The organism is Dyella sp., from assembly GCF_051962475.1.
GTDB lineage: Bacteria > Pseudomonadota > Gammaproteobacteria > Xanthomonadales > Rhodanobacteraceae > Dyella_A.
The window spans coordinates 16,655-38,493 of sequence record NZ_JBQCCF010000042.1 but is presented as its reverse complement, the minus strand read 5'-3'; the positions used below and the strand labels follow the sequence as shown (position 1 = coordinate 38,493).

19 protein-coding genes and 1 other RNA gene are annotated in these 21,839 nt (G+C 68.6%); 17 read left to right on the top strand and 3 right to left on the bottom strand.

Features of this window, described 5'->3' with window-relative positions:
* Nucleotides 1-5 precede the first annotated feature (5 nt).
* Nucleotides 6-1,286 (bottom strand): nucleoside permease, encoded by a 1,281-nt coding sequence (locus ACTHJF_RS09860; protein WP_440266955.1) that lies wholly within the window; start codon nt 1,284-1,286, stop codon nt 6-8.
* Nucleotides 1,287-1,518: 232 nt separating this feature from the next.
* Between ACTHJF_RS09860 and ACTHJF_RS09855 the strand changes: the two genes are divergently transcribed.
* Nucleotides 1,519-2,133, top strand: a complete 615-nt coding sequence (locus ACTHJF_RS09855; RefSeq protein WP_440266954.1) for a homoserine/threonine efflux transporter — start codon at nt 1,519-1,521, stop codon at nt 2,131-2,133.
* A gap of 52 nt (nt 2,134-2,185) precedes the next feature.
* Here the strand turns inward: ACTHJF_RS09855 and ACTHJF_RS09850 are convergent, their stop codons facing one another.
* A complete protein-coding gene (locus ACTHJF_RS09850; protein WP_440266953.1) occupies nt 2,186-2,542 on the bottom strand; it encodes a YraN family protein in 357 nt (118 codons plus the stop codon).
* Nucleotides 2,542-4,419: a penicillin-binding protein activator gene (locus tag ACTHJF_RS09845; RefSeq protein ID WP_440266952.1), complete on the bottom strand. Its 1,878-nt coding sequence runs from the start codon at nt 4,417-4,419 to the stop codon at nt 2,542-2,544. The genes ACTHJF_RS09850 and ACTHJF_RS09845 overlap by 1 nt, the downstream gene beginning before the upstream one ends.
* Nucleotides 4,420-4,488: 69 nt before the next feature.
* Between ACTHJF_RS09845 and rsmI the strand changes: the two genes are divergently transcribed.
* From rsmI to ftsZ, 16 genes are all read left to right on the top strand, one after another.
* On the top strand, nt 4,489-5,316 hold the full coding sequence (gene rsmI, locus ACTHJF_RS09840) for a 16S rRNA (cytidine(1402)-2'-O)-methyltransferase (RefSeq protein ID WP_440266951.1): 828 nt from the start codon (nt 4,489-4,491) through the stop codon (nt 5,314-5,316).
* 95 nt (nt 5,317-5,411) lie between these two features.
* An RNA gene (rnpB, locus tag ACTHJF_RS09835) (RNase P RNA component class A) lies at nt 5,412-5,778 on the top strand.
* 293 nt (nt 5,779-6,071) lie between these two features.
* Nucleotides 6,072-6,518: a division/cell wall cluster transcriptional repressor MraZ gene (gene mraZ / locus ACTHJF_RS09830; RefSeq protein WP_440266950.1), complete on the top strand. Its 447-nt coding sequence runs from the start codon at nt 6,072-6,074 to the stop codon at nt 6,516-6,518.
* 50 nt (nt 6,519-6,568) lie between these two features.
* Entirely contained in the window at nt 6,569-7,519 is a 951-nt protein-coding gene (gene rsmH, locus ACTHJF_RS09825) for a 16S rRNA (cytosine(1402)-N(4))-methyltransferase RsmH (RefSeq protein ID WP_440266949.1), read from the top strand.
* Nucleotides 7,516-7,788, top strand: a complete 273-nt coding sequence (gene ftsL, locus ACTHJF_RS09820) for a cell division protein FtsL (protein ID WP_440266948.1) — start codon at nt 7,516-7,518, stop codon at nt 7,786-7,788. The genes rsmH and ftsL overlap by 4 nt, the downstream gene beginning before the upstream one ends.
* Nucleotides 7,785-9,605 (top strand): peptidoglycan D,D-transpeptidase FtsI family protein, encoded by a 1,821-nt coding sequence (locus ACTHJF_RS09815; RefSeq protein ID WP_440266947.1) that lies wholly within the window; start codon nt 7,785-7,787, stop codon nt 9,603-9,605. Before ftsL ends, ACTHJF_RS09815 begins: the two co-directional genes overlap by 4 nt.
* The gene (locus ACTHJF_RS09810) at nt 9,602-11,080 is read left to right on the top strand and encodes a UDP-N-acetylmuramoyl-L-alanyl-D-glutamate--2,6-diaminopimelate ligase (protein ID WP_440266946.1); all 1,479 of its coding nucleotides are present in this window, start codon (nt 9,602-9,604) and stop codon (nt 11,078-11,080) included. The genes ACTHJF_RS09815 and ACTHJF_RS09810 overlap by 4 nt, the downstream gene beginning before the upstream one ends.
* Nucleotides 11,077-12,444, top strand: a complete 1,368-nt coding sequence (locus ACTHJF_RS09805) for a UDP-N-acetylmuramoyl-tripeptide--D-alanyl-D-alanine ligase (RefSeq protein WP_440266945.1) — start codon at nt 11,077-11,079, stop codon at nt 12,442-12,444. Before ACTHJF_RS09810 ends, ACTHJF_RS09805 begins: the two co-directional genes overlap by 4 nt.
* Nucleotides 12,434-13,516 carry a phospho-N-acetylmuramoyl-pentapeptide-transferase gene (gene mraY, locus ACTHJF_RS09800; RefSeq protein WP_440266944.1) on the top strand — a complete coding sequence of 361 codons (1,083 nt, stop codon included), beginning with the start codon at nt 12,434-12,436 and terminating at the stop codon, nt 13,514-13,516. The genes ACTHJF_RS09805 and mraY overlap by 11 nt, the downstream gene beginning before the upstream one ends.
* Nucleotides 13,516-14,757 carry a putative lipid II flippase FtsW gene (gene ftsW / locus ACTHJF_RS09795; RefSeq protein WP_440266943.1) on the top strand — a complete coding sequence of 414 codons (1,242 nt, stop codon included), beginning with the start codon at nt 13,516-13,518 and terminating at the stop codon, nt 14,755-14,757. The genes mraY and ftsW overlap by 1 nt, the downstream gene beginning before the upstream one ends.
* Nucleotides 14,754-15,830, top strand: coding sequence for an undecaprenyldiphospho-muramoylpentapeptide beta-N-acetylglucosaminyltransferase (gene murG, locus ACTHJF_RS09790; protein WP_440266942.1), 1,077 nt, complete (start codon nt 14,754-14,756; stop codon nt 15,828-15,830). Before ftsW ends, murG begins: the two co-directional genes overlap by 4 nt.
* Complete coding sequence (gene murC, locus ACTHJF_RS09785; RefSeq protein ID WP_440266941.1) at nt 15,827-17,269, top strand: UDP-N-acetylmuramate--L-alanine ligase; 1,443 nt, start codon at nt 15,827-15,829, stop codon at nt 17,267-17,269. The genes murG and murC overlap by 4 nt, the downstream gene beginning before the upstream one ends.
* A complete protein-coding gene (locus tag ACTHJF_RS09780) occupies nt 17,269-18,228 on the top strand; it encodes a D-alanine--D-alanine ligase (protein ID WP_440266940.1) in 960 nt (319 codons plus the stop codon). Before murC ends, ACTHJF_RS09780 begins: the two co-directional genes overlap by 1 nt.
* Nucleotides 18,225-18,962, top strand: coding sequence for a cell division protein FtsQ/DivIB (locus ACTHJF_RS09775; protein ID WP_440266939.1), 738 nt, complete (start codon nt 18,225-18,227; stop codon nt 18,960-18,962). The genes ACTHJF_RS09780 and ACTHJF_RS09775 overlap by 4 nt, the downstream gene beginning before the upstream one ends.
* A gap of 28 nt (nt 18,963-18,990) precedes the next feature.
* Complete coding sequence (ftsA, locus tag ACTHJF_RS09770; protein ID WP_440261200.1) at nt 18,991-20,223, top strand: cell division protein FtsA; 1,233 nt, start codon at nt 18,991-18,993, stop codon at nt 20,221-20,223.
* Nucleotides 20,224-20,342: 119 nt separating this feature from the next.
* Nucleotides 20,343-21,521: a cell division protein FtsZ gene (gene ftsZ / locus ACTHJF_RS09765; protein ID WP_431634302.1), complete on the top strand. Its 1,179-nt coding sequence runs from the start codon at nt 20,343-20,345 to the stop codon at nt 21,519-21,521.
* The last annotated feature ends 318 nt before the right edge of the window (nt 21,522-21,839 follow it).

The following is a 21,839-nucleotide window of genomic DNA, read 5'->3' as shown; positions in this document are numbered from 1 at the left end:
TCCGCTCAGTGCGCCAGGCTGGCGCTGCCGCCCAGCCCCTCGCCGCGCACGTGCCGGTGGCGGAACAGCAGCAGGAACAGCACCGCGACCACTGCCGCGTACAGCGCGAAGCTGATCCAGATGCCGTGCCAGTCCTTGGTGCCGTCGGGCGCGGTGAAGAACACCTCGATCACCACGCCGGAGATCGAGCTGCCGAGTACAGCGCCGATGCCGTTCGTCATCATCATGAACAGGCCCTGCGCGCTGGCGCGGATCGCCGGGTCGCTCTGCGACTCCACGAACAAGGAGCCCGAGATATTGAAGAAGTCGAACGCCATGCCGTAGACGATGCACGACAGGACGATCATCCACAGCCCCGGGCCGGGATTGCCGTAGGCGAACAGGCCGAAGCGCAGCGCCCATGCCGCCATCGAGATGAACATCACCGTCTTGATGCCGAAGCGCTTGAGGAAGAACGGGATCGCCAGGATGAACAGCGTTTCGGACACCTGCGAGATCGACATGATGATCGCCGGGTATTTCACCGCGATCAGCCCCTGGTATGCGGGGTTGCTGGCGAAGTCGTGCAGGAAGGTGTCGCCATAGGCATTGGTCAGCTGCAGCGCCGCGCCCAGCAGCATCGCGAAGATGAAGAAGATCGCCATCTTGGTGTTCTTGAACAGCTTGAACGAGGTCAGTCCCAGCGTGTCCAGCAGCGAGCGACGAGCGGTGACGGCGGCGAGGCGATCGAGCTTGGGCGGGCACGGCGGCAGGGCGAATGCGTACAGACCCAGCACCAGCGCCGCGCCGGCGGCGACGTAGAACTGGCCGGAGGTGGTCTCCAGGTGCAGCAGGCTCACCGTCCACAGCGCGGCGATGAAACCCACCGTGCCCCACACGCGGATCGGCGGAAAAGTGGTCACCACATCCAGCCCGTCACGCTTGAGCGCGTTGTAGGCCACCGCGTACGACAGCGCGATGGTGGGCATGTAGCAGCACATGTTCACCAGCATCACCCAGAACAGCACGCCGGGCCGGTCGATCGTTGGCACGATGCACAGCACGATGGCGCCGAGGATGTGCAGCAGGCCGTAGAGCTTCTCGGCGTTGATCCACTTGTCCGCCACCACGCCCATCAGCGAGGGCATGAACAGCGAGGCGATGCCCATGGTGGAGAAGATCGCGCCGAACTGCGCGCCGCCCCAGTGACGGTTCTGGAACCAGTACGCGCCGATGGTGATCAGCCACGCCCCCCAGACGAAGTACTGCAGGAAATTCATCACTACCAGGCGGAACTTGATACTCATCGGGGCTCTTCGTGCGGCGTATGGAAAGGGGCGCTGCTGGCGCACGCCGCGCCGAACGCGGCAAGCGCCGTTCGACCGGATCGTGACGTGAGGGCGTTCCCCGGGAGCCGACCCGCGCGAGCGGTTGTCAGGCGCGTGGCAGCGTAGAGGAGCGGGCACGCGCGGGGCAAGCTGCGCTGCGGGCCGCGCGCGGCGGTCTACACTGCGCGGCCCATCGCACCGGTTTCGCCTCATGCCGCTGTTCTTCACGATCGCCCTGGTGCACCTGCTGGCGCTGGCCAGCCCGGGACCGGACTTCCTGTTCGTCTCGCAGACGGCGGCCAGCCGTCCGCGCACGCAGGCGCTGGCCGGCGTGCTGGGCATTGCGTTGGGGATTGCCGTGTGGGCGGCGCTGGCCCTGCTCGGCCTGCACGTGTTGCTGCACCGGCTGGCCTGGCTGCAGCGCACGGTAGCGATCGTTGGTGGTGCCTATCTGCTGTGGATGGGATTCCAGCTGCTGCGCGCGGCGTGGCAGCCATCTGGTGCGACTTCGGCAAGCGCGCCGCCGCTGCCTTCCGGCGTGTGGCACAGCCTGCGCGCGGGCTTGCTCACCAATCTGGCCAATCCGAAAGCCGTGATGTACTTCGCCAGCGTGTTCTCCGCGCTGGTGGGGCCGGCTGTCACTGCGGCCACGCGCTGGCAACTGTGGCTGCTGGTGACAGCCGAGTCGCTGGCCTGGTTCGCCCTGATCGCCTCGCTGTTCGCGCTGCCGCGCATGCGTCGCGCCTACCTGCGCCGCGCGCGCACCATCGACGCGCTCGCCGGGGGCGTCTTCGTTCTGTTCGGGCTGCAGCTGATGCTCGGCTGAGCCCGAGCGGGTGCGGCGGGTGCGAGGATCGCAGGACGTGCGTGTGCAGCGGCTACTCCGCCTCGAAGGCGCTACGCAGCCAGTGCATCTGCGCGGCATCGCCGAGGCCGTCGTAACTGACCACGTCGAAGCGGCAGGCGCGCTGCGCATGCTGCGGATGCGCGGCCAGCCACAGCGAGGCGGTGCGCAGCAGCTTGTCGCGCTTGCTGCGGGTGATTGACGCCGCGGCGCTGCCGTGGCCGCGCGCGCCGCGCTGGCGCACTTCCACGAACACGATGGACTCACCTTCACGCATCACCAGATCGAGCTCGCCGTGGCGGGTGGTGTAGTTCTGCGACAGCAGGCGCAGGCCCTGGCGTTCGAGCTCGCGCCGGGCGCGCTCTTCGAAGCTCGCACCGGCTGCGCGCATCAGGGCGTGTTGCTGCCCACGCTGCCGGCGGGCGCTGGCAGCGTGTTGACCGGTACGTCAGCGGGCGGCGCGGCGGAGGGGGCGTCGTCCATCTGCAGGCTGCCGGTCAGTGGGCGCGCCACCCCATCGGTGAATTTTGCCCACACAAGCACGCGCCGCACGCGGCCGAACTGGTCGGCGGTGAGCTGGCCGGTGGCGCCGGGCAGGTAGCTGCCGGGATGATCGCGCAGCCACTCCAGGTACGGGGCGAGATTCCACGCATCCATGCCGAACGCGAACAGGCGCGCGGCGCTGCCGGTGGCTGCGGGCAGCAGCGCAGCCATGCCCGCGTGTGGCGGCAGGCCCGGCTGGGCGTCGAACAGCCACGGCGCGTCGCAGAACTCGACGCCTTCCAGGTCGCGGTCGTCACCGGCGTCGTCGCTGCCCGCGTAGATGTGCGAGGTGGCGAACACCGGCAGGGTGATCCGACGGATGCGCAACTGCGGCAGCAGCAGGCGCGCCTGTTCCGGCCGCATGCTGATGAAGACAGCCGCGCCCGGATTGTCTGCCGCGATGTTCATGCCGGCGATGGTGTCGCCGAAGTTCACACCGCTGGTGGGCAGGCCGCGCTGCATGACCACCTGACCGCCGCGAGCGAGCAGCTCGGCCTTGAATGCATCGGCCGCGCGCTGGGCGAAATCGTCGGCGGAGATGATCACGTACGCCGTGTGCAGGCCACGCTCGATCAGGTGATCGGCCGCCTGGGCGCCCTCGGTTTCCGGCAGCAGGCCGAACTCGGTGACGCTGGCCGAGGGCATCGCCTTGTCGTCGGGATGGTTGAGGGCGAGTACCGGCACCGGCAGCCGGCTCTGGCCGATCACCGCACTGACCTCGGCGCGGGTCAGTGGGCCGATCACCAGCTGCGCACCGTCGCGCACCGCCTGTTGATAGGCCTTCACGGCGCTGTCCGCGCTGCCGCCGCTGTCGTAGACATGCAGTTCGGCGCGCGGCGCATGGTTGCGGCTGGCGTCGGCGTAGGCGGCGAAGAAGCCCTCCCGGATAGACGAGGAGGCGCCGGCCAGTTCGCGCGTGGCCGGCAGCAGCAGGGCGATCTGGCTGGGCATGCGGTAGCCCTCGCGCACGTTGGCATCCGCGCCGGGCAGCATCGTGCCGACCGGCTGGTTCAACTCCGGCTGCGGATGGGCGACAGTAACGCCCTGCTGCGAGAGCGCCTCGTTGATCCACGGCAGCATCCGGTCGGTGCGCGTCATCGCGCCGGCCCGCCGCTGCAGCTCGGCCACGCCCAGGCGACCGAGCAGGCTGAGCACCTGGCGCTGGTTCTGTGCGCGGTCCAGCCCGCTCAAGGCATCGTCCATCTGCACGCGGGTGCGCGCGGCGCCCCACGGATCGCCGCTGGCATCGAGCGCGCGGGCGCGCAGTTCCAGCAAACGCAACTGCAGCGCCTGCGGCACGCGCAGACCCGGTTGGGTGGTGAGGGCGAGCGCAGCGCGCGGATCACCGTGGTGCAGGGCGATCTCGGCGCGAAGCAGATCCAGGCGTACCGGCTCGTCGTCGGTCAGCCGCTCCCGACGCACGTCAGCCAGCACGCTGGCGGCGCGATCGAGCTCGCCTTCCTGGCGATACGTCTCGGCCGCGTTCAGGCGGTAACTGTCGGCGTGTGCGGCGTTGGCTGACGCAAGGGCGAGATAGGCCTGCGCGGCCTGTTCGAACTGACCCTGCTGGCGCAGTGCGTCGGCATTCTGAATCGCGCTGATTTCCGCGGGCGAACGCTTGGTGGCCGTGGGCACGCAGGCAGTGAGCGCAAAGCTGATCAGCAGGGCGAGGCCGGCAGCGCGGTACAGGCGCATGGAAAGTCCCTTGATGTGGAGGTGAGTCATGATCGAACGGGTCGGACTGCGCGATGATAGACGATCAATCCGCCGCACCGCGGCCGTAAGGATTTCCCGATGTCCCGTGTTCAACCCGGCTCGCTGTGGGTGGTCGCCACGCCGATCGGTCATCGCGACGACTTCACCGCCCGCGCAGTGCAGACACTTCGTCAGGTGGCGGTGATCGCTGCCGAAGATACCCGCCACAGCCGGCCGCTGCTTCAGCACTATGGCATCGACACGCCGCTGGTGGCGCTGCACGAGCACAACGAGCGCGAGGCAGTCGATGCGCTGGTGCAGCGCATGCTCGGCGGCGAATCGGTGGCACTCATCTCCGATGCCGGGACGCCGTTGATCAGCGATCCGGGGTTTCGCCTGGTGCGTGCGGCGCGCGCTGCCGGCGTGCGTTGCGTGCCGGTGCCCGGCGCCTGTGCGGCGATCGCGGCGCTGTCGGTTGCGGGCCTGCCGAGCGACCGCTTCGTGTTCGAGGGCTTTCTTCCACCCAAGTCCGCGGCGCGACGCACGCGTCTGCAGGAGCTGGCCGGAGATCCGCGCACGCTGATCTTCTACGAGTCCTCGCATCGCGTGGCGGAGAGCCTCGCCGATATGCGTGAGGTGTTCGGCGGCGATCGCGAGGCGGTGCTGGCGCGCGAACTGACGAAGCTGTTCGAGACGGTGATCGGGGAACCTCTCGATGATCTGGCGGCACGCGTCGCGGCCGATCCCGACCAGCAGCGCGGCGAGTGCGTGCTGCTGGTGGCCGGGCGCGGCGAGGAAGTGGACGCGCGGCTGGCCGAGGGGCAGCGGGTATTTGCGATCCTGCGCGAGGAACTGCCACCGGCAAAGGCGGCGAAGCTGGCCGCGGCGATCAGCGGTGCGCCACGCAAGCTTCTGTACGAAACATAAGAGCGCACCCTGGGCGCGAATGCTCCTGCTCTTAAAGGAAGAGGTCAGGACGAAAAGCATCGCGCACGGGGTGCGCTCCTACTAGACTCGTCGCTGGAGTCGGCCGGACAGTCGCGTCGCACGCAAGTGCATCGAGGAAAGTCCGGGCTCCGCAGGGCAGAGTGCCAGGTAATTCCTGGGCGGCGTGAGCCGACGGCCAGTGCAACAGAGAGCAGACCGCCGAACGGCATCTTCGGATGCGCGTGGTAAGGGTGAAAGGGTGCGGTAAGAGCGCACCGCGTACGGGGCCAACGCCGTACGGCACGGTAAACCCCACTCGGAGCAAGACCAAATAGGGGGACGATAACGCGGCCCGCGTTGTTCCCGGGTAGGTCGCTGGAGCCAGGTGGCGACGCCTGGCCGAGAGGAATGACTGTCACGCCGCAAGGCGTACAGAACCCGGCTTACAGGCCGACTCCACCTTTCACCACCCCGGGCGGGTCACTGCCCGGGGTTTTTTTCGTGGGAAGCCAGGCGGATGAACGGCCGGTTCATGCGCAGGGGCCGGCTTTGGGCGCCGTGAGGGCATGGCAGGAAAAGCAAAAACCCCTGTCATTCAAGCGCCTTGCCTTGCTTTCTCATGTAAGGGGTGAATTGTCGTCACCTCTTTGCCTTTACTCCTTGATTCACAAAAGAAATTCCCTTGACAGTCTTAGGGGGCGAGACTATCGTGGGTTTCAGTGTGAAATCGTGGGATTTAGTGGAGTCATCGCGTCGTGTTCCAGGGCGAAACCGCCATCACCGTTGACGACAAGGGCCGGCTGGCCATCCCGACCATGTATCGGGAGCTGGTCGCGGGTACCTGCGCCAATCGTCTGGTGATCACCTACAACCCCTTCGAACACGGTTGCCTGTGGCTGTTTCCGTACGCGGAGTGGGAACGGGTGCGGGACCAGGTGAATGCGCTGCCCAGCGTGAAGGCGGCCCATCGCAACATGCAGATGAAGCTGGTGGGTGCGGCGGCGGTGGTCGAGCCGGACGGTGCGGCGCGAATCCTGTTGCCATCCAGCCAACGCGGCACCACCGGCATCGAGAAGCGGGCGGTACTGCTGGGCATGGGCAACAAGTTCGAGTTGTGGAGCGAGCAGGCCCATCTGGCCAAGATCCGCCAGACCATCGGCGAAGACGACATCACCAGTGACATGGCCGAACTGCGCCTCTGAGTTTTCAGGCGGTGCAGCGACAAAGTGCGGGACGGGAGCGGGAGTGCGGGATGGCCCAGAGCCGGAATACAAATTCAGGCTCGGCGCCGCTGCAGCACATTCCGGTGATGCTGGGCGAAGCTGTGGAGGGTCTCGCCGTGAAAGCGGGCGGGCGCTATCTGGATGGCACGTTTGGACGCGGCGGTCACGCCCGCGCCGTGCTGTCGCGCCTGGGTCCCGACGGCCGCCTGCTGCTGATGGATCGCGATCCGCAGGCGATCGCCGCAGCCGAGGCCGCCTTCGCCGATGACCCCCGGGTGTCGATCCGCCACGCCAATTTCTCCAGCCTCGCCGAGTGGGACGAGACCGCCGCGGGGCTGGACGGCATTCTGCTCGACCTGGGCGTGTCCTCGCCGCAGCTGGACGAGGCCGCGCGCGGTTTCAGCTTCATGGCCGATGCGCCGCTGGACATGCGCATGGACACCACCCAGGGCGAGAGCGCGGCCGAGTTCCTGGCCCGCGCCGACGAGCGCGAGATCGCCGACGTGCTGTGGCAGTTCGGCGAGGAACGTCACGCCCGACGCATCGCCCGCGCCATCGTCGCCGACCGCGACGCCACCCCGTTCACCCGCACCGGTCAGCTGGCCGCGCTGATCGAGCGCGTGGTCGGTCGCCGCGAGCCGGGCAAGCACCCGGCCACGCGGAGCTTCCAGGCCTTGCGCATCCGCGTGAACGGCGAACTGGAATCGCTGCAGCGCGGGCTCGATGCGGCGCTGGAGCGGCTCAAGGTGGGCGGGCGTCTGTCCATCATCAGCTTTCATTCGCTGGAAGACCGCGCGGTGAAGCTGTTCATCCGCGACCATTCCGGCCGCACCCAGGGCAGTCGGCGCGGTCCGCCGGTGGCCGCGGCCCCCGCACGGCTGGCGCCGGTGGGCAAGGCGCAGTTCCCGTCCGATGCCGAGCAGGCGACCAACCCGCGCTCACGCTCGGCGGTACTGCGGGTGGCGGAGAAGCTCGCATGAAGATCTTCGGCGCCATCGCCCTCTCCGGCCTGCTCTGCCTGGTCTTGATCACCGCGCTCGGGGTGGTATGGACGCGGCACGAGAGCCGCGTGCTGTTCGTGCAGCTCACCAGCCTGCAGAACCAGCGCGACGATCTCAACGTGGAATACGGCCGGCTCGAACTGGAGCAGGCGACCTGGGCCGAGCCGCGGCGCATCGACGAAGAGGCGCGCAGCAAGCTCGGCATGGTGGCGCCGGCGCCGGCCGACATACAGCTGGTGCGCCGATGAGCCGGCCGCGCAAGGTCACGCCCATGCTTCCCGGGCGCCGTCGCCAGAGCGCCGGCCCCAGCCCGCGACGTCGTCTCACCGTGGTGGTCGTGCTGCTCGGGCTGGCCTCGCTGGGGTTGGTGGCGCGTGCGTTCGACGTGCAGGTGGTGCGCAAGGAGTTCTATCAGGAGCAGGGCGACGCGCGCTTTCTGCGTGAGGTGCCGATCGCCGTGTCGCGCGGCGCCATCTTCGACCGCAACGGCGAGCCGCTGGCGGTGTCCACGCCGATGGTCTCGATCACCGCCGTTCCCTCGCAGGTGCTGGCCAACGACGACCAGCTGCCACAGCTCGCCGCCGCGCTCGGCACGCAGCCGGACCAGCTGCGTGAGTACCTCGAGCAGCGCGCCAGCCGCGAGTTCACCTATCTCAAGCGCCAGATGAGTCCCGAAGACGCCCAGGCAGTGCTGAGTCTCGGCATCCCCGGCATCAACGGCCAGCGCGAGTTCCGCCGTTACTACCCGTCCGGCGAAGTCACCGCGCACGTGCTGGGCTTCACCAACATCGACGACCACGGGCAGGAAGGCCTGGAGCTCGCGTTCGACGACTGGTTGTCGGGCCAGCCCGGCAAGAAGCGGGTGATCCGCGACAACAAGGGCCATATCGTCGAAGACGTCGAGCAGGTGCGTGAGCCCAAGCCAGGCAAGAACCTCACGCTCAGCATCGACCGGCGCATCCAGTTTCTCGCCTACAGCGAACTCAAGGCCGCGGTGGAGAAGTCCGAGGCCGACTCCGGCACGATGGTGATCCTCGACGTGAAAACGGGCGAGGTGCTGGCGATGGTCAACATCCCCACCTACAACCCCAACGCGGTCGGCAGCAGTGCCGCCGCGGCGCGCCGCAACCGTGCCGTCACCGACGTGTTCGAGCCCGGCTCGACGATCAAGCCGATCCTGATGGCGGCGGCGCTTTCCAGCGGCAAGTTCACCCCGACCAGCCCGACTATCGACACCACCGGCGGGCACTGGTTCTTCGGCGGTCACGACATCCATGACACGCACGATTACGGCGTGCTCACGCCCACTGGCGTGATCACCAAGTCGAGCAACGTGGGCGCCGCGCACATCGCCATGCAGCTCGACACCGAGCTCATGTACAACACCTATCGGGCGTTCGGCTTCGGCAACTCCACACAGAGCGGTTTTCCTGGGGAAGCGTCCGGTCGGCTGCGCATCGGGCGCGACTGGCGCCCGCTGGAGAAGGCGATCCTCGGTTACGGCTACGGCCTGAATGCCACTGCGCTGCAGCTGGCGACCGCCTATGCGGCGCTCGGCGACGGCGGCGTGCTGCACAGCCCCACCTTCATCAAGGGCGGCCAGACCGAGGCCACCGCAGTGATCGAGCCGCGCATCGCGCGCGAGATCGTGGACATGATGGAAACCACCACCCAGCCCGGCGGCACAGCCGCGCCGTGGGCGTGGATCGCCAACTATTCGGTGGCCGCCAAGACCGGCACCGCGCACAAAGCGCAGGCCGGCGGCTACGCCAAGGACGCCTATGGCGCCGCCTTCGCCGGCCTGGTGCCGGCGAGCAATCCGCGCCTCGCCGCTGCAGTAATGATCGACAACCCGCGCAAGGGCAGCTACTACGGCGGCCTCGCCTCCGGCCCGGTATTCGCCAAGGTGATGGACGGCGCGCTGCGCCTGCTCGACATCCCGCCGGACAACATCGGCCGCTGGTACGTGGGTGGCCCGCTGCAGGGCAAGAACGGGCTGATCGGCAACAAGCCGCCCGACGCGCCAAACATCGAGGAGGCACCCGTGGATCGGGTGACGCCATGAGCGGATCACGCCTCGATCGCCTGCTGTTGGGCTTTGCCGACACTGCCGCGCTGAGCGGCATCGTCGTTTCCGGGCTCACGCTCAATTCGCGCGATGCCCGGCCGGGCGTCGCCTTCGTCGCGCTGCGCGGCACCCGCCAGCACGGCATCGACTTTGCCGCCGACGCGGTGGCGCGCGGCGCCGTCGCCGTGATCGCCGATGGCCCGGCGCCGCAGGACGCGCCCGCGCTCAACGTGCCGGTGGTGTGGGTCGACGGGCTGGCCGAGCACGTGGGCGAAATCGCCGCGCGCTTCTATCGCCATCCGTCGCAGGAACTGCGCGTGGTAGGCGTCACCGGCACCAACGGCAAGACCTCCACTGTGCAACTGGTGGCGCAGGCGCTGCACCGGCTCGGCCACCGCGCTGCCAGCATTGGCACGCTGGGCGCGGGCCTGGTTGGTCAGCTGCGCGAGGGCGAACGCACCACCCCCGACGCGATCAGCGTGCAGGCGCGGCTGGCCAGTTTTCGCGATGCCGGCGCCAGTCACGTAGCGATGGAGGTCTCCTCCCATGCGCTGGTGCAGGGGCGGGTGAACGCGGTGGACTTCGAGGTCGCCGCCTTCACCAACCTCACCCGCGACCATCTCGATTACCACGGCACCATGGAAGCCTACGGTGAAGCCAAGGCGCGCCTGTTTGCTTGGCCGGGGCTGCAGGCCGCGGTAGTCAACATCGACGATGCCTTCGGCGCCACGCTGGCCGAGCGCCTGCCCGTCACGCTGCGGCGTCTGCGGGTCAGCGCCGCCGGGCTGGCCGACGCGGAGGTATCCGCCACGGGCATCGTCACCTCGGGCGAGGGGCTGGCGCTTCAGTTGCATACGCCGTGGGGGACGCGGGCGATCCGCAGTCCGCTGCTGGGGCGCTTCAACGTCGCCAACCTGCTCACCGTGGTGGCCTGTCTCGGTGCGCTGGGCGAGCCGTTCGAGCAACTGGTGGCTGCGGTGGAGTCGCTGCAGCCGGTCAATGGCCGCATGAATCGCCTCGGCGACGGCCTGCGTCAGCCGCTGGTGGTGGTCGATTACGCGCACACGCCCGACGCGCTGGAACAGGCGCTCACCGCGCTGCGCGCGCATTGCGCCGGACGGCTGCTGTGCGTGTTCGGCTGCGGCGGCGAGCGTGATGCCGGCAAGCGCCCGGTGATGGGCGCCATCGCCGAGCGTCTGGCCGACATCGCCATCGTCACCGACGACAACCCGCGTGGCGAAGACGGCGACGTCATCGTGGCGCAGATCGTGGCCGGCTTCGCCGACCCGGCGCGGGCGCGCGTGCAGCGCGACCGCGAGGCGGCGATCCGGCTGGCGCTGTCGCTGGCGCGTGCCGGTGATGTGCTACTGGTGGCCGGCAAGGGCCACGAGACCTACCAGGAGGGCGCGCAGGGCAAGCGCCCGTTCGACGATCTGGCGGTGGCGCGCGCCGCGCTGGAGGCCTGCGCATGATGTCGCTCGGCACCATCGCCATGTGGACCCGCGGCACGCTGATCGGCGCCGACAGCGTCGTGCAGGGCGTGGCAATCGACACGCGCAGGCTGAAAGCCGGCGATATGTTCGTTGCGCTGCCGGGCGAGCGTGTCGACGGGCACGACTATGCCGCCGAGGCGGCCGCCCGCGGCGCCGTGGCGGCAATGGTCACGCGCAAACTGGATCTCGCCATTCCGCAGGTGCTGGTGAACGACACCGCCGCCGCGCTGGGCGACCTGGCCAGCGCGGTGCGCGCGCAGCGCGACGTGCGCGTGGTCGGCATCACCGGTTCGAACGGCAAGACCACGGTGAAGACGCTCACGGCGGCGATCCTCGCCCGCCACGGTCGCACCCACGTCAACGCCGGCAACTACAACAACGAGCTCGGCCTGCCGCTGACCCTGTTGGCGATGCCGCAGGACGCTCAGTTCGCCGTGCTGGAAATGGGTGCGGGAAAGCCTGGCGACATTGCGTACCTCGCCGCCATCGCGCGGCCGGACGTGGGCGTGATCACCTGCATCGCGCCGGCGCACCTGGAGCGCATGGGCAGCCTCGAGGGCGTCGCCGAAACCAAGGGCGCGCTGTACCAGGCGCTGCCCGCCGACGGCGTGGCGATCATCAACGCCGACGACGCATTCGCGCCGTTCTTCGCCGGGCTGGCCGGGTCACGCCGCTTGCTGCGCTACGCGCTGGAGCAGCCTGCCGATGTCACCGCCGACATTCTTGAGCAGCGCGTCGATGGCTCCCGGTTTGTGTTGAAGACGCCGCAGGGCAACAGCGAGGTCACGCTGCCGCTGGCCGGTCGCCACAACGTCGCCAACGCGCTGGCCGCCACGGCCATCGCTCTCGCGCTGGACGTACCGCTCGCCACCATCGTGGCCGGCCTGGAGCAGGTCGATGGCGTGGCCGGTCGTCTGAAGGTGGAGGCGATGCCCGGCGGCTGGACGCTCATCGACGACAGCTACAACGCCAATCCCGGTTCGGTCACAGCGGCCATCGACACGCTGGCGCTGGCGTCGGGTGAGCGGATGCTGGTGCTCGGTGACATGGCCGAGCTGGGCGCCAACGCCCGCGTCTTGCATGCCGACATCGGCGCGCACGCGAAGGCACGCGGCATCGACTGGCTGCTCGCTGTCGGCCCGCTGAGCGCGGCTGCGGTCGAAGCCTTCGGCGACGGCGCCACGCATTTCGACAGCAAGGACGCGCTGGTCGTCGCGTTGCAGCCGCGGCTGCACGCGGGTGTCACCTGCCTGGTGAAGGGCTCGCGTTCGGCGGGCATGGACCAGGTGGCCTCGGCCTTGCGCCCCCAAACCGACCGCGGAGGCGCGCCCCATGCTGCTTGAACTGGCCGACTGGCTGGCCCGGCACTTCACCGCCGTGCACCTGTTTCAGTACATCACCTTCCGCACCATCATGGCGGCGCTCACCGCGCTGGCGATGTCGCTGCTGTTCGGCCCGGCAGTGATCCGCAAGCTGGCCCAGCTCAAGGCGGGGCAGGTGGTGCGCAGCGACGGCCCGCAGACTCACCTGACCAAGGCCGGCACGCCGACCATGGGCGGCGTGATGATCCTTCTGTCGGTGGCGACCGCCACGCTGCTTTGGGCCGACCTGCGCAACCGCTACGTGTGGCTGGTGCTGGCGGTGACGCTGGGCTTCGGTGCGATCGGCTTCTACGACGACTACCGCAAGATCGTCCTGCGCGACAGCCGCGGATTGGCCTCGCGCTGGAAGTACTTCTGGCAGTCGGTGTTCGGCCTGATCGCCGCCTGGTTCCTGTTCCACACCGCGCAACTGCCGGCGGAAACCGCGCTGTACGTGCCGCTGTTCAAGCAGGTAGCGATTCCGCTGGGCGCGCTGTTCGTGGTGCTGGCCTACTTCATGATCGTGGGCTTCTCCAACGCGGTGAACCTCACCGACGGCCTCGATGGCCTGGCGATCATGCCGACCGTGCTGGTCTCCGGCGCGCTGGGCGTGTTCGCGTATCTGGCCGGCAACAAGGTGTTCTCCGAGTACCTGGGCATCCCCTCGATTCCCGGCGCGGGCGAGCTGTCGATCTACTGCGGCGCGCTGGCCGGCGCGGGGCTGGGCTTCCTGTGGTTCAACACGTATCCGGCCCAGGTATTCATGGGTGATGTGGGCGCGCTGGCGATCGGCGCGGCGCTGGCGGCCATCGCGGTGATCGTGCGCCAGGAGATCGTGCTGCTGGTGATGGGCGGCGTGTTCGTGATGGAAACCGCCTCGGTGATGATGCAGGTGGCGAGCTTCAAGCTCACCGGCAAGCGAATCTTCCGGATGGCGCCGATCCACCACCACTTCGAGCTCAAGGGCTGGCCCGAGCCCCGCGTGATCGTGCGCTTCTGGATCATCAGCGTCGTGCTGGTGCTGATCGGTCTTGCCACGTTGAAGGTGCGCTGATGTTCGGCTTCGGAACCGGCCAGGCGGTGAAACGGCAGGGGCCTCGCGGCCACTTCGACCTGCCGTTGCTGCTCGGGCTGGTGGGTCTGGCCAGCATGGGCGTGGTGATGGTTGCCTCCAGTTCCATCGCGGTGGCCGACAGTCAGCACATCGGCGCGTTCTATTACCTGAAAAAGCACCTGTTCTATCTCGCGCTCGGCCTGATTCTGGCCGGCTTTGCCATGCGCGTGGAGCTGAAGCTGCTGGAAAAGTACTCCATGCCGCTGCTGCTCGCCGCCGGGCTGATGCTGCTGGCGGTGTTCGTGCCGCATTTCGGCATGCGCATCAACGGCGCCCGCCGCTGGCTGAACCTCGTCGTGATCAGCTTCCAGCCGGTGGAGGCGGTGAAGCTGATTCTGGTGGTCTACGTGGCGAGCTTCCTGGTGCGCTACCGCGACAGCGTGGAGACCACCTTCTGGGGCCTGCTGCGCCCGATCATCGTGGCCGGCGTCATCGTGCTGCTGCTGCTGGCGCAGCCGGACTTTGGCTCGGCCACGCTGGTGATCGCGGTCACCATCGGCATGGTGTGGCTGGGCGGTGCGCGGCCGATCTTCCTGTTTCTGATGGGCCTGCCGCTGATGCCGCTGCTGGCGATCGCCGCCACCAGCGAGAGCTACCGCATGAAGCGGCTGACCTCGTTCATGGACCCGTGGAAGGACCCGTTCAACGACGGCTTCCAGCTGACCCAGTCGCTGATGGCGATCGGTCGCGGCGAATGGACCGGCGTGGGCCTGGGCTCCAGCGTGCTGAAACTTTCCTACCTGCCCGAGGCGCATACCGACTTCATCCTTGCCGTGATTGGCGAGGAGCTGGGTCTGGCCGGCGTGATCGCGGTGATCGCGCTGTTCGCGCTGGTGGTGTGGCGCGGCTTCACTCTGGGCCTGCGCGGCATCGAGGTGAACCAGCGTTTCGCCGGCTATGTGGCGTTCGGCATCTCGATGATGATCGGGCTGCAGGCGATGGTATCGATCGGCGTCAACCTCGGCGCGCTGCCCACCAAGGGCCTCACGCTGCCGCTGATCAGCTCGGGCGGCTCGTCGGTGCTGCTCACCTGCGCCATGGCCGGGGTGCTGCTGCGCGCCACGTTCGAGATCAACCGCGCGCGCGACGCGCGCCAGATGGCCACGCGCATGCCGGCACTGGCAGTGCCTGACGCCAATGCAGCGCCGGCGATGCGCGATCGTCAGGCGGAGGCCGCATGAGCGCGACACAGCGTCCCGTGCTGATCATGGCCGGCGGCACCGGCGGTCACATCTTTCCCGGCCTGGCCGTGGCCGACGTGCTGCGCGCGCAGGGCGTGCCGGTGGCATGGCTGGGCGCGCGCGGCGGCATGGAAACACAGGTGGTGCCGGCGCACGGCATCGAGTTGCATGAGGTGCCGGTCGGCGGGCTGCGCGGCAAGGGCTGGACGACCCGCCTCGGCGCGCCGGTGATGCTCGCGCGCGCCTTGCTCACCTCACTCGCCGTACTGCGCCGGCTGCGTCCGCGCAGCGTGCTGTCGATGGGCGGTTACGTGGCCGGGCCGGGTGGCATCGCCGCACGTCTCATCGGAACACCTTTGCTGGTGCACGAGCAGAACTCGGTCGCCGGTTACACCAATCGCAAGCTCGCCGGCTTTGCCCGTCGCGTGCTGACCGGCTTCGCCGGAGCGCTGCCGAACGGCATCTGGGTGGGCAATCCCGTGCGTGCGTCGATTGCCGCGCTGCCCGCACCGGCCGAGCGCATGGCTGGCCGCAACGGCCCCGCGCGCCTGCTCGTGCTCGGCGGCAGTCTCGGCGCGCGCGCGCTCAACCTCACGGTGCCGAAGGCGCTCGCCGAGATACCGGCGGAGCGGCGCCCGCAGGTGCTGCACCAGTGCGGCAAGCGAGGCGTGGATGAGGCGCGGCAAGCGTATGCCGAGGCCGGCGTGGCGGCCGACGTGATGCCCTTCATCGACGACATGGCTGCCGCCTACGGCGCGGCCGATCTCGCCATCTGCCGCGCTGGCGCGCTCACCCTCGCCGAACTCACCGCGGCGGGGCTCGGCGCCGTGCTGGTGCCATTTCCCCACGCGGTCGACGACCACCAGACCCGCAACGCCGAGGCGCTGGTCGCCGCCGGCGCCGCTGAACTGATCAAGGAAAGTGAACTGGACGTACAGCAACTCGCGCAGCGCCTGACCGCGCTGCTGGCCGATCGCCCCGGCCTCGTCGCCATGGCGTCTGCCGCCCGCACCCTGGCCAAGCCCGATGCGGCGCAAGCGATCGCCCGTGCCTGCCTGGAGGTCGCCGCATGACGCCGCGTCGCCTGCTGCAGCACGAGGACCTCATGAGCACCTTCCGCCGGGTGCATTTCATCGGCATCGGCGGCGTCGGCATGAGCGGTATCGCCGAGGTGCTGCACAACCTTGGCTACGCGGTGTCTGGCTCGGACAAGTCCAACTCGGCCACGGCGCAGCGCCTGGCGAGCCTCGGCATCGATGTGCGCATCGGTCACGAGGCCGCGCACGTGGGCGACGCCGACGTGGTGGTCACCTCCAGTGCGATCCGCGCCGACAATCCCGAGCTGGTGGCCGCCCGCGAGGCGCGCATTCCGGTGATCCCGCGCGCGGAGATGCTGGGCGAGCTGATGCGCTTCCGTCGCGGCATCGCCATCGCCGGCACGCACGGCAAGACCACCACCACCAGCCTGGTCGCCAGCGTGCTGGCCGAGGCCAACTACGACCCCACGTTCGTCATCGGCGGCCAGCTCAACGCCGCTGGCGCCAACGCGCGCCTGGGCACCGGGCAGTACCTGGTGGCCGAAGCGGACGAATCCGACGGCTCGTTCCTGCTGCTGTCGCCGGTGATTGCCGCGATCACGAACATCGACGCCGATCACCTGGAGAACTACCACGGCGATTTTGCCGAGGTGAAGAAGGCGTTCTCCGACTTCCTCCATCGCTTGCCGTTCTACGGATTGGCCGTGCTGTGCGTGGACGATGCCGAAGTGGCCGAGCTGGCGCGCGATACCTCGCGCCGCATCATGACCTACGGCGTCGAGCGCAGCGATGCCGACGTGCGCGCCACCAACGTCATCCAGCGCGGCTTCACCATGCACTTCGATCTGGTACTGCCCGGTCGTGCCGAGGCGCTTCCTGTGCAACTCAATCTGCCGGGCAAGCACAACGTGCTCAACGCGCTGGCCGCCGCCGCGATCGGCTGGCAGCTGGGCGTGGAGGCCGAGGCGATCGGCCGTGCGCTGGCAGGTTTCCAGGGCGTGGGGCGCCGCTTCCACGCGCGCGGCGAGCTGGCACTGGAGCAGGGCGGCAGCGCGCTGTTGATCGACGATTACGGCCACCACCCGCGCGAGCTGGCGGCGGTGTTCGCCGCGGCGCGCGGCGGCTGGCCGGAGCGTCGTCTGGTGGTGGGGTTCCAGCCGCACCGCTACAGCCGCACCCGCGACCTGCTCGACGACTTCGCCAACGTGCTGGCCGAGGCTGACGTGCTGCTGCTGACCGAGGTCTACCCTGCCGGCGAGGCGCCGATCGCTGGCGCCGACGGTCGCGCCCTGGCCCGCGCCGTGCGTGCTCGCGGCAAGGTCGATCCGGTGCTGGTCGAGCATCCGCGCGATTTCAAGGAAACCCTGCCGACGCTGCTGCGCGACGGCGACCTGCTGCTGCTGCTGGGCGCGGGCGACATCGGTGCCGCGGCTCTGGAACTGGCGCAGCTGGGCAGCCTGAGGACCACCAAGTGATGAGCAAGATCAACGACCCGGCGCAGTTCGGACGCGTCGCCGTGGTGATGGGCGGCAGCTCCGCCGAACGCGAGGTATCGCTCGATTCCGGCCGCAACGTGCTGGCTGCGCTCAAGGCGCGCGGCGTGGAGGCGCACGCCATCGACGGCATTCCGGCCCTGCTCGACGCGCTGCGCGCCGGCCACTTCGCGCGCGTGTTCAACATCCTGCACGGCCAGCATGGCGGCGGCGAGGACGGCGTGCTGCAGGGCGCGCTGGAGTCGCTCAACGTGCCGTACACCGGCTCAGGCGTGCTCGGCTCGGCGCTGTCGATGGACAAGACGCGCTCCAAGCGCGTGTGGCAGTCGCTGGGCTTGCCGACGCCGAAGTTCGTGGCCCTGCCGCGTGGCGCCGACGTGCATGCGGCCGCCCGCGAAATCGGCTTTCCGCTGATCGTGAAGCCGGCCTGCGAAGGCTCCAGCGTCGGCGTGACGCGCGTGTTCGAGGAGAAGGATCTCGACGCGGCGGTGGAGCTGGCGACGAAGTATCCGGGCGACCTGCTGATGGAGACGCTCATCGAAGGCGACGAGCTGACCGTGGCGATTCTCGGTCGCGAGGCGCTGCCGAGTATCCACATCGTGCCCAAGGGCGCGTTCTACGACTACAACGCCAAGTACATCGCTGAGGACACGCGCTATCTCTGCCCCGGGCTGGAGGGTGACGCCGAGGTCGAACTGCGTGCGCTGTCGCTGCAGGCGTTCGACGCCCTGGGCTGCAGCGGTTGGGGCCGCGTCGACGTGATGCGTGACCGCGCCGGCCACAACTGGCTGCTGGAAGTGAACACGGCGCCGGGCATGACTTCGCATTCGCTGGTGCCCAAGGCTGCCGCGGCGGCCGGCATCTCCTACGAGGAGCTGTGCTGGCGCGTGCTGGAAACCAGCTTCGACAAGGATCGCGGGATTCCCGGAGGGCGCCCATGAGGGGAGCTATCCGCCTCGTCGCCTGGTGCCTGGCCATCGCCCTGGTGGTGCTGCCGGTGGTCGGCGTGCTGCGCGGCTGGTTTGCGGCCGACCGCTGGCCGGTGACCAAGCTCACCGTGCAGGCCGAGTTCCACCACGTGAAGGCTGAGCAGATCCGCGACATCGTGCGGCCGCGCCTGGGGCGCGGCTTCTTCGCGCTCGACCTGGACACGGTGCAGAAGGCGGTCGCAGCGCTGCCGTGGGTGGAGTCGGTGGAAGCCAGCAAGCGCTGGCCGGACACCTTGCTGTTGCGCATCTACGAACGCCAGCCCTTCGCACGCTGGAACGACAAGCAGCTGATCAGTCGTCAGGGCCAGGTGTTCGACGTGCCGCCCAGCGAGCTCGACGCCAGCCTGCCCAGCTTGCACGGGCCGGACGACCGGCTGGCGGAAGTGGTCAGCTTCTACGCCGACACGCGCAAGGCCTTCGGCGGCACCCATCTGCAGATCACCGGCGTGGCGCTCACCGAGCGCGGCAGCTGGAGCCTGGCCACCGCCGACGGCGCGCAGATCGTGCTGGGCGACCGCGAGCAGGCGGCCCGCCGGCTGCGCCGCTTCCTCGATGTCTATCCGCAGGTCGTGGCGGGCCACGCCACCGGCTTCGCTTACGCCGATCTGCGCTACACCAACGGTTTTGCCGTGCGCTGGCCCCCGGGCACCGGCCCCGCCAACGAAACGGGTGCGCCCCGCACATGACGACGAACTGCCTCATTGAGTCCGGCCTATGAAGACGCGTAACGACAAGCAGCTGGTCGTCGGACTGGATATCGGCACCTCCAAGGTGGTGGCGATCGTCGGCGAGTACGAGCCGGGCGAGCCGATCGAGGTGATCGGCATCGGCTCGCACGTCTCCCGCGGACTCAAGCGCGGCTCGGTGGTGGACATCGAATCGACCGTGCACTCGATCCAGCGCGCGGTGGAGGAGGCCGAGCTGATGGCCGGCTGCGACATCCGCTCGGTATTCGCGTCGATCTCCGGCAGCCACCTGGAAACGCGCAACTCGCACGGCACTGCGGCGATCCGCGACCGCGAGGTCACCCCGGGCGATCTGGACCAGGTGCTGGAAGCGGCCAGCGCGGTGGCGATCCCGGCCGACCGCAAGGTGCTCTACAAGGAGTCGCAGGAGTACCGCATCGACGGCCAGGACGGCATCCGCTCGCCCGTCGGCATGAGCGGCGTGCGGCTGGAGGCCTCGGTGCATCTGGTCACCGGTGCTGCCGCGGCGGTGCAGAACATCACCAAGTGCATCCAGCGCTGCGGCTTGTCGGTGGACGAGCTGGTGCCCTCCGCGGTGGCCAGCGCCAAGTCGGTGCTGACCGACGACGAGCGCGAATTGGGCGTGTGCCTGGTCGATATCGGCGCGGGCACCACCGACATCGCCATCTACACCCAGGGCTCGATCCGCTACACCAAGTCGCTGCCCGTCGGCGGTGATCAGGTCACCAACGACATCGCCTACGGCGTGCATACACCCACCGCGCACGCCGAGGAAATCAAGATCAAGTACGCCTGCGCGTTGGCGCAGCTCGCGCATGCGGACGAAACCATCCAGGTGCCCAGCGTGGGTGATCGTCCGCCGCGGCGGCTGGCCAGGCAGTCGCTCGCGCAGAGCGTGCAGGCGCGCTATGAGGAAATCTTCGAGATGGTGCAGGACGAGTTGCGCCGTTCCGGTTACGACAGCCTGATCGCCGCCGGCATCGTGCTCACCGGCGGTGCCGCCCGCATGGAGGGTGCGCTTGAGCTGGCCGAGGAGCTGTTCCACAAGATGGTGCGCGTGGGCGTGCCGCAGCACGTGAGTGGTCTGGGCGAGGTGATGTCCAACCCGCTGCATTCCACCGGCGTCGGCCTCCTGCTGCACGGCGCGCGCAGCGGAGGCGTGCGTCACGGCGGGCCGGTGGGGGGCGCCATCGGCGGCCCGCTGGACAAGCTGCGCGGCTGGTTCAAGAAGAATTTCTGAATGCATTTGGCGGCGCCGGAAGCGCTGCCACGGGCGAAGGGAAACGCCCACCACCACGGCCCGACAGGAGTCATCCGCCGCGGTTACAACGACAACTAAAGCTCTATGGAGGACGGGAAATGTTTGAACTGATCGATAAATTGACCCCCAACGCAGTCATCAAGGTCATCGGCGTGGGCGGCGGCGGCGGCAACGCCGTGGCTCACATGCTCAATGCCAACATCGAAGGCGTCGAGTTCGTCGTCGCCAACACCGACGCGCAGGCCATGAAGAGCTGCGGCTCGCGCACGCACCTGCAGCTCGGCGCCAACGTCACCAAAGGCCTGGGCGCGGGCGCCAACCCGGAAGTGGGCCGTCAGGCCGCGCTGGAAGACCGCGAGCGCATCGAGGAGATGCTCGAGGGGGCCGACATGGTGTTCATCACCGCCGGTATGGGCGGTGGCACCGGCACCGGCGCCGCGCCGGTGGTGGCACAGCTGGCCAAGGAGAAGGGCATCCTGACCGTGGCGGTGGTGACCAAGCCGTTCCCGTTCGAGGGCCGTCGCCGCATGCAGGTGGCGCTGAAGGGCATCGAGGACCTCAGCCAGCACGTCGACTCGCTGATCACCGTGCCGAACGAGAAGCTGCTCTCGGTGCTCGGTCGTGAGGTCACCTTGCTCAATGCGTTCAAGGCCGCCAACGACGTGCTGCAGGGCGCCGTGCAGGGCATTGCCGACCTGATCACCTCGCCGGGCCTGATCAACGTCGACTTCGCCGACGTGCGCACGGTCATGTCCGAGATGGGCATGGCTATGATGGGCTCGGGCACCGCCCGCGGCGACGACCGCGCCCAGGCGGCGGCCGAGGCGGCGATCAACAACCCGCTGCTGGAAGATGTGAACCTCAATGGCGCCTGCGGCATCCTGGTCAACGTCACCGCCGGCCCGAACCTCACTATGCGTGAGTTCGACGAGATCGGCCGCGTGATCCACGACTTCGCGTCCGAGGATGCCACCGTGGTGATCGGCACCTCGCTCGATCCGGAAATGCAGGACGACGTACGCGTCACGGTGGTGGCCACGGGCCTCAACCGCGCGAACGTGCGCCAGCCGGTGCGTCCGGTGCAGACCCAGCAGGTGGAGATGCGCCAGCGCCCGCGCCCGGTGGTGCTGCGCACCGGTACCGGCAACGAGGTGGTGGACTATGCCCAGCCGGATGTCGTCAGCACCAGCCGCCATGAAAGCGCCCCGGCCAAGGCGGCGGATTCGAGCTTTGACTATCTCGACATCCCCGCCTTCCTGCGTCGACAGGCGGATTGACCCGCGTTGGGCGGTAGGCAGGAACCATCGGGTCGTAGGTCGGTCTCAATGACCTCGGTGATGCGGTGTTCCTTCAGGGGACCGGTCCGCCGCCCAAGCGTGTCGTGAAGCCCTCGCAAATGTGAAGGCGCTAGCAAAGCTGCGTGTCCGGATGACCTGCGGCACGCCTCCTGGCCGGACTCCCGTCCCCGGCCAGGAGGTTTTCTGTTTTCGTAAGTGCATGATTTGGAAATGCTCCATTCTGCTTGGCGGGATTGCCGGGCTCTCCGAAGCATGAAGGCGGGCTAAAGACTGTACGGTCCGGTTTGCTATTGTCTG

What these genes read in the sequence shown, in the direction of transcription:
- ACTHJF_RS09775 (WP_440266939.1), top strand. Translation starts at nt 18,225, where the DNA reads ATGAGGGGAGCTATCCGCCTCGTCGCCTGGTGCCTGGCCATCGCCCTG.
- ACTHJF_RS09855 (WP_440266954.1), top strand. Translation starts at nt 1,519, where the DNA reads ATGCCGCTGTTCTTCACGATCGCCCTGGTGCACCTGCTGGCGCTGGCC.
- ACTHJF_RS09850 (WP_440266953.1), bottom strand. Translation starts at nt 2,542, where the DNA reads ATGCGCGCAGCCGGTGCGAGCTTCGAAGAGCGCGCCCGGCGCGAGCTC.
- ftsW (WP_440266943.1), top strand. Translation starts at nt 13,516, where the DNA reads ATGTTCGGCTTCGGAACCGGCCAGGCGGTGAAACGGCAGGGGCCTCGC.
- murG (WP_440266942.1), top strand. Translation starts at nt 14,754, where the DNA reads ATGAGCGCGACACAGCGTCCCGTGCTGATCATGGCCGGCGGCACCGGC.
- ACTHJF_RS09815 (WP_440266947.1), top strand. Translation starts at nt 7,785, where the DNA reads ATGAGCCGGCCGCGCAAGGTCACGCCCATGCTTCCCGGGCGCCGTCGC.
- ACTHJF_RS09780 (WP_440266940.1), top strand. Translation starts at nt 17,269, where the DNA reads ATGAGCAAGATCAACGACCCGGCGCAGTTCGGACGCGTCGCCGTGGTG.
- ftsL (WP_440266948.1), top strand. Translation starts at nt 7,516, where the DNA reads ATGAAGATCTTCGGCGCCATCGCCCTCTCCGGCCTGCTCTGCCTGGTC.
- ACTHJF_RS09805 (WP_440266945.1), top strand. Translation starts at nt 11,077, where the DNA reads ATGATGTCGCTCGGCACCATCGCCATGTGGACCCGCGGCACGCTGATC.
- mraY (WP_440266944.1), top strand. Translation starts at nt 12,434, where the DNA reads ATGCTGCTTGAACTGGCCGACTGGCTGGCCCGGCACTTCACCGCCGTG.
- ftsZ (WP_431634302.1), top strand. Translation starts at nt 20,343, where the DNA reads ATGTTTGAACTGATCGATAAATTGACCCCCAACGCAGTCATCAAGGTC.
- ACTHJF_RS09860 (WP_440266955.1), bottom strand. Translation starts at nt 1,286, where the DNA reads ATGAGTATCAAGTTCCGCCTGGTAGTGATGAATTTCCTGCAGTACTTC.
- rsmH (WP_440266949.1), top strand. Translation starts at nt 6,569, where the DNA reads ATGGCCCAGAGCCGGAATACAAATTCAGGCTCGGCGCCGCTGCAGCAC.
- ftsA (WP_440261200.1), top strand. Translation starts at nt 18,991, where the DNA reads ATGAAGACGCGTAACGACAAGCAGCTGGTCGTCGGACTGGATATCGGC.
- murC (WP_440266941.1), top strand. Translation starts at nt 15,827, where the DNA reads ATGACGCCGCGTCGCCTGCTGCAGCACGAGGACCTCATGAGCACCTTC.
- ACTHJF_RS09810 (WP_440266946.1), top strand. Translation starts at nt 9,602, where the DNA reads ATGAGCGGATCACGCCTCGATCGCCTGCTGTTGGGCTTTGCCGACACT.
- rsmI (WP_440266951.1), top strand. Translation starts at nt 4,489, where the DNA reads ATGTCCCGTGTTCAACCCGGCTCGCTGTGGGTGGTCGCCACGCCGATC.
- ACTHJF_RS09845 (WP_440266952.1), bottom strand. Translation starts at nt 4,419, where the DNA reads ATGACTCACCTCCACATCAAGGGACTTTCCATGCGCCTGTACCGCGCT.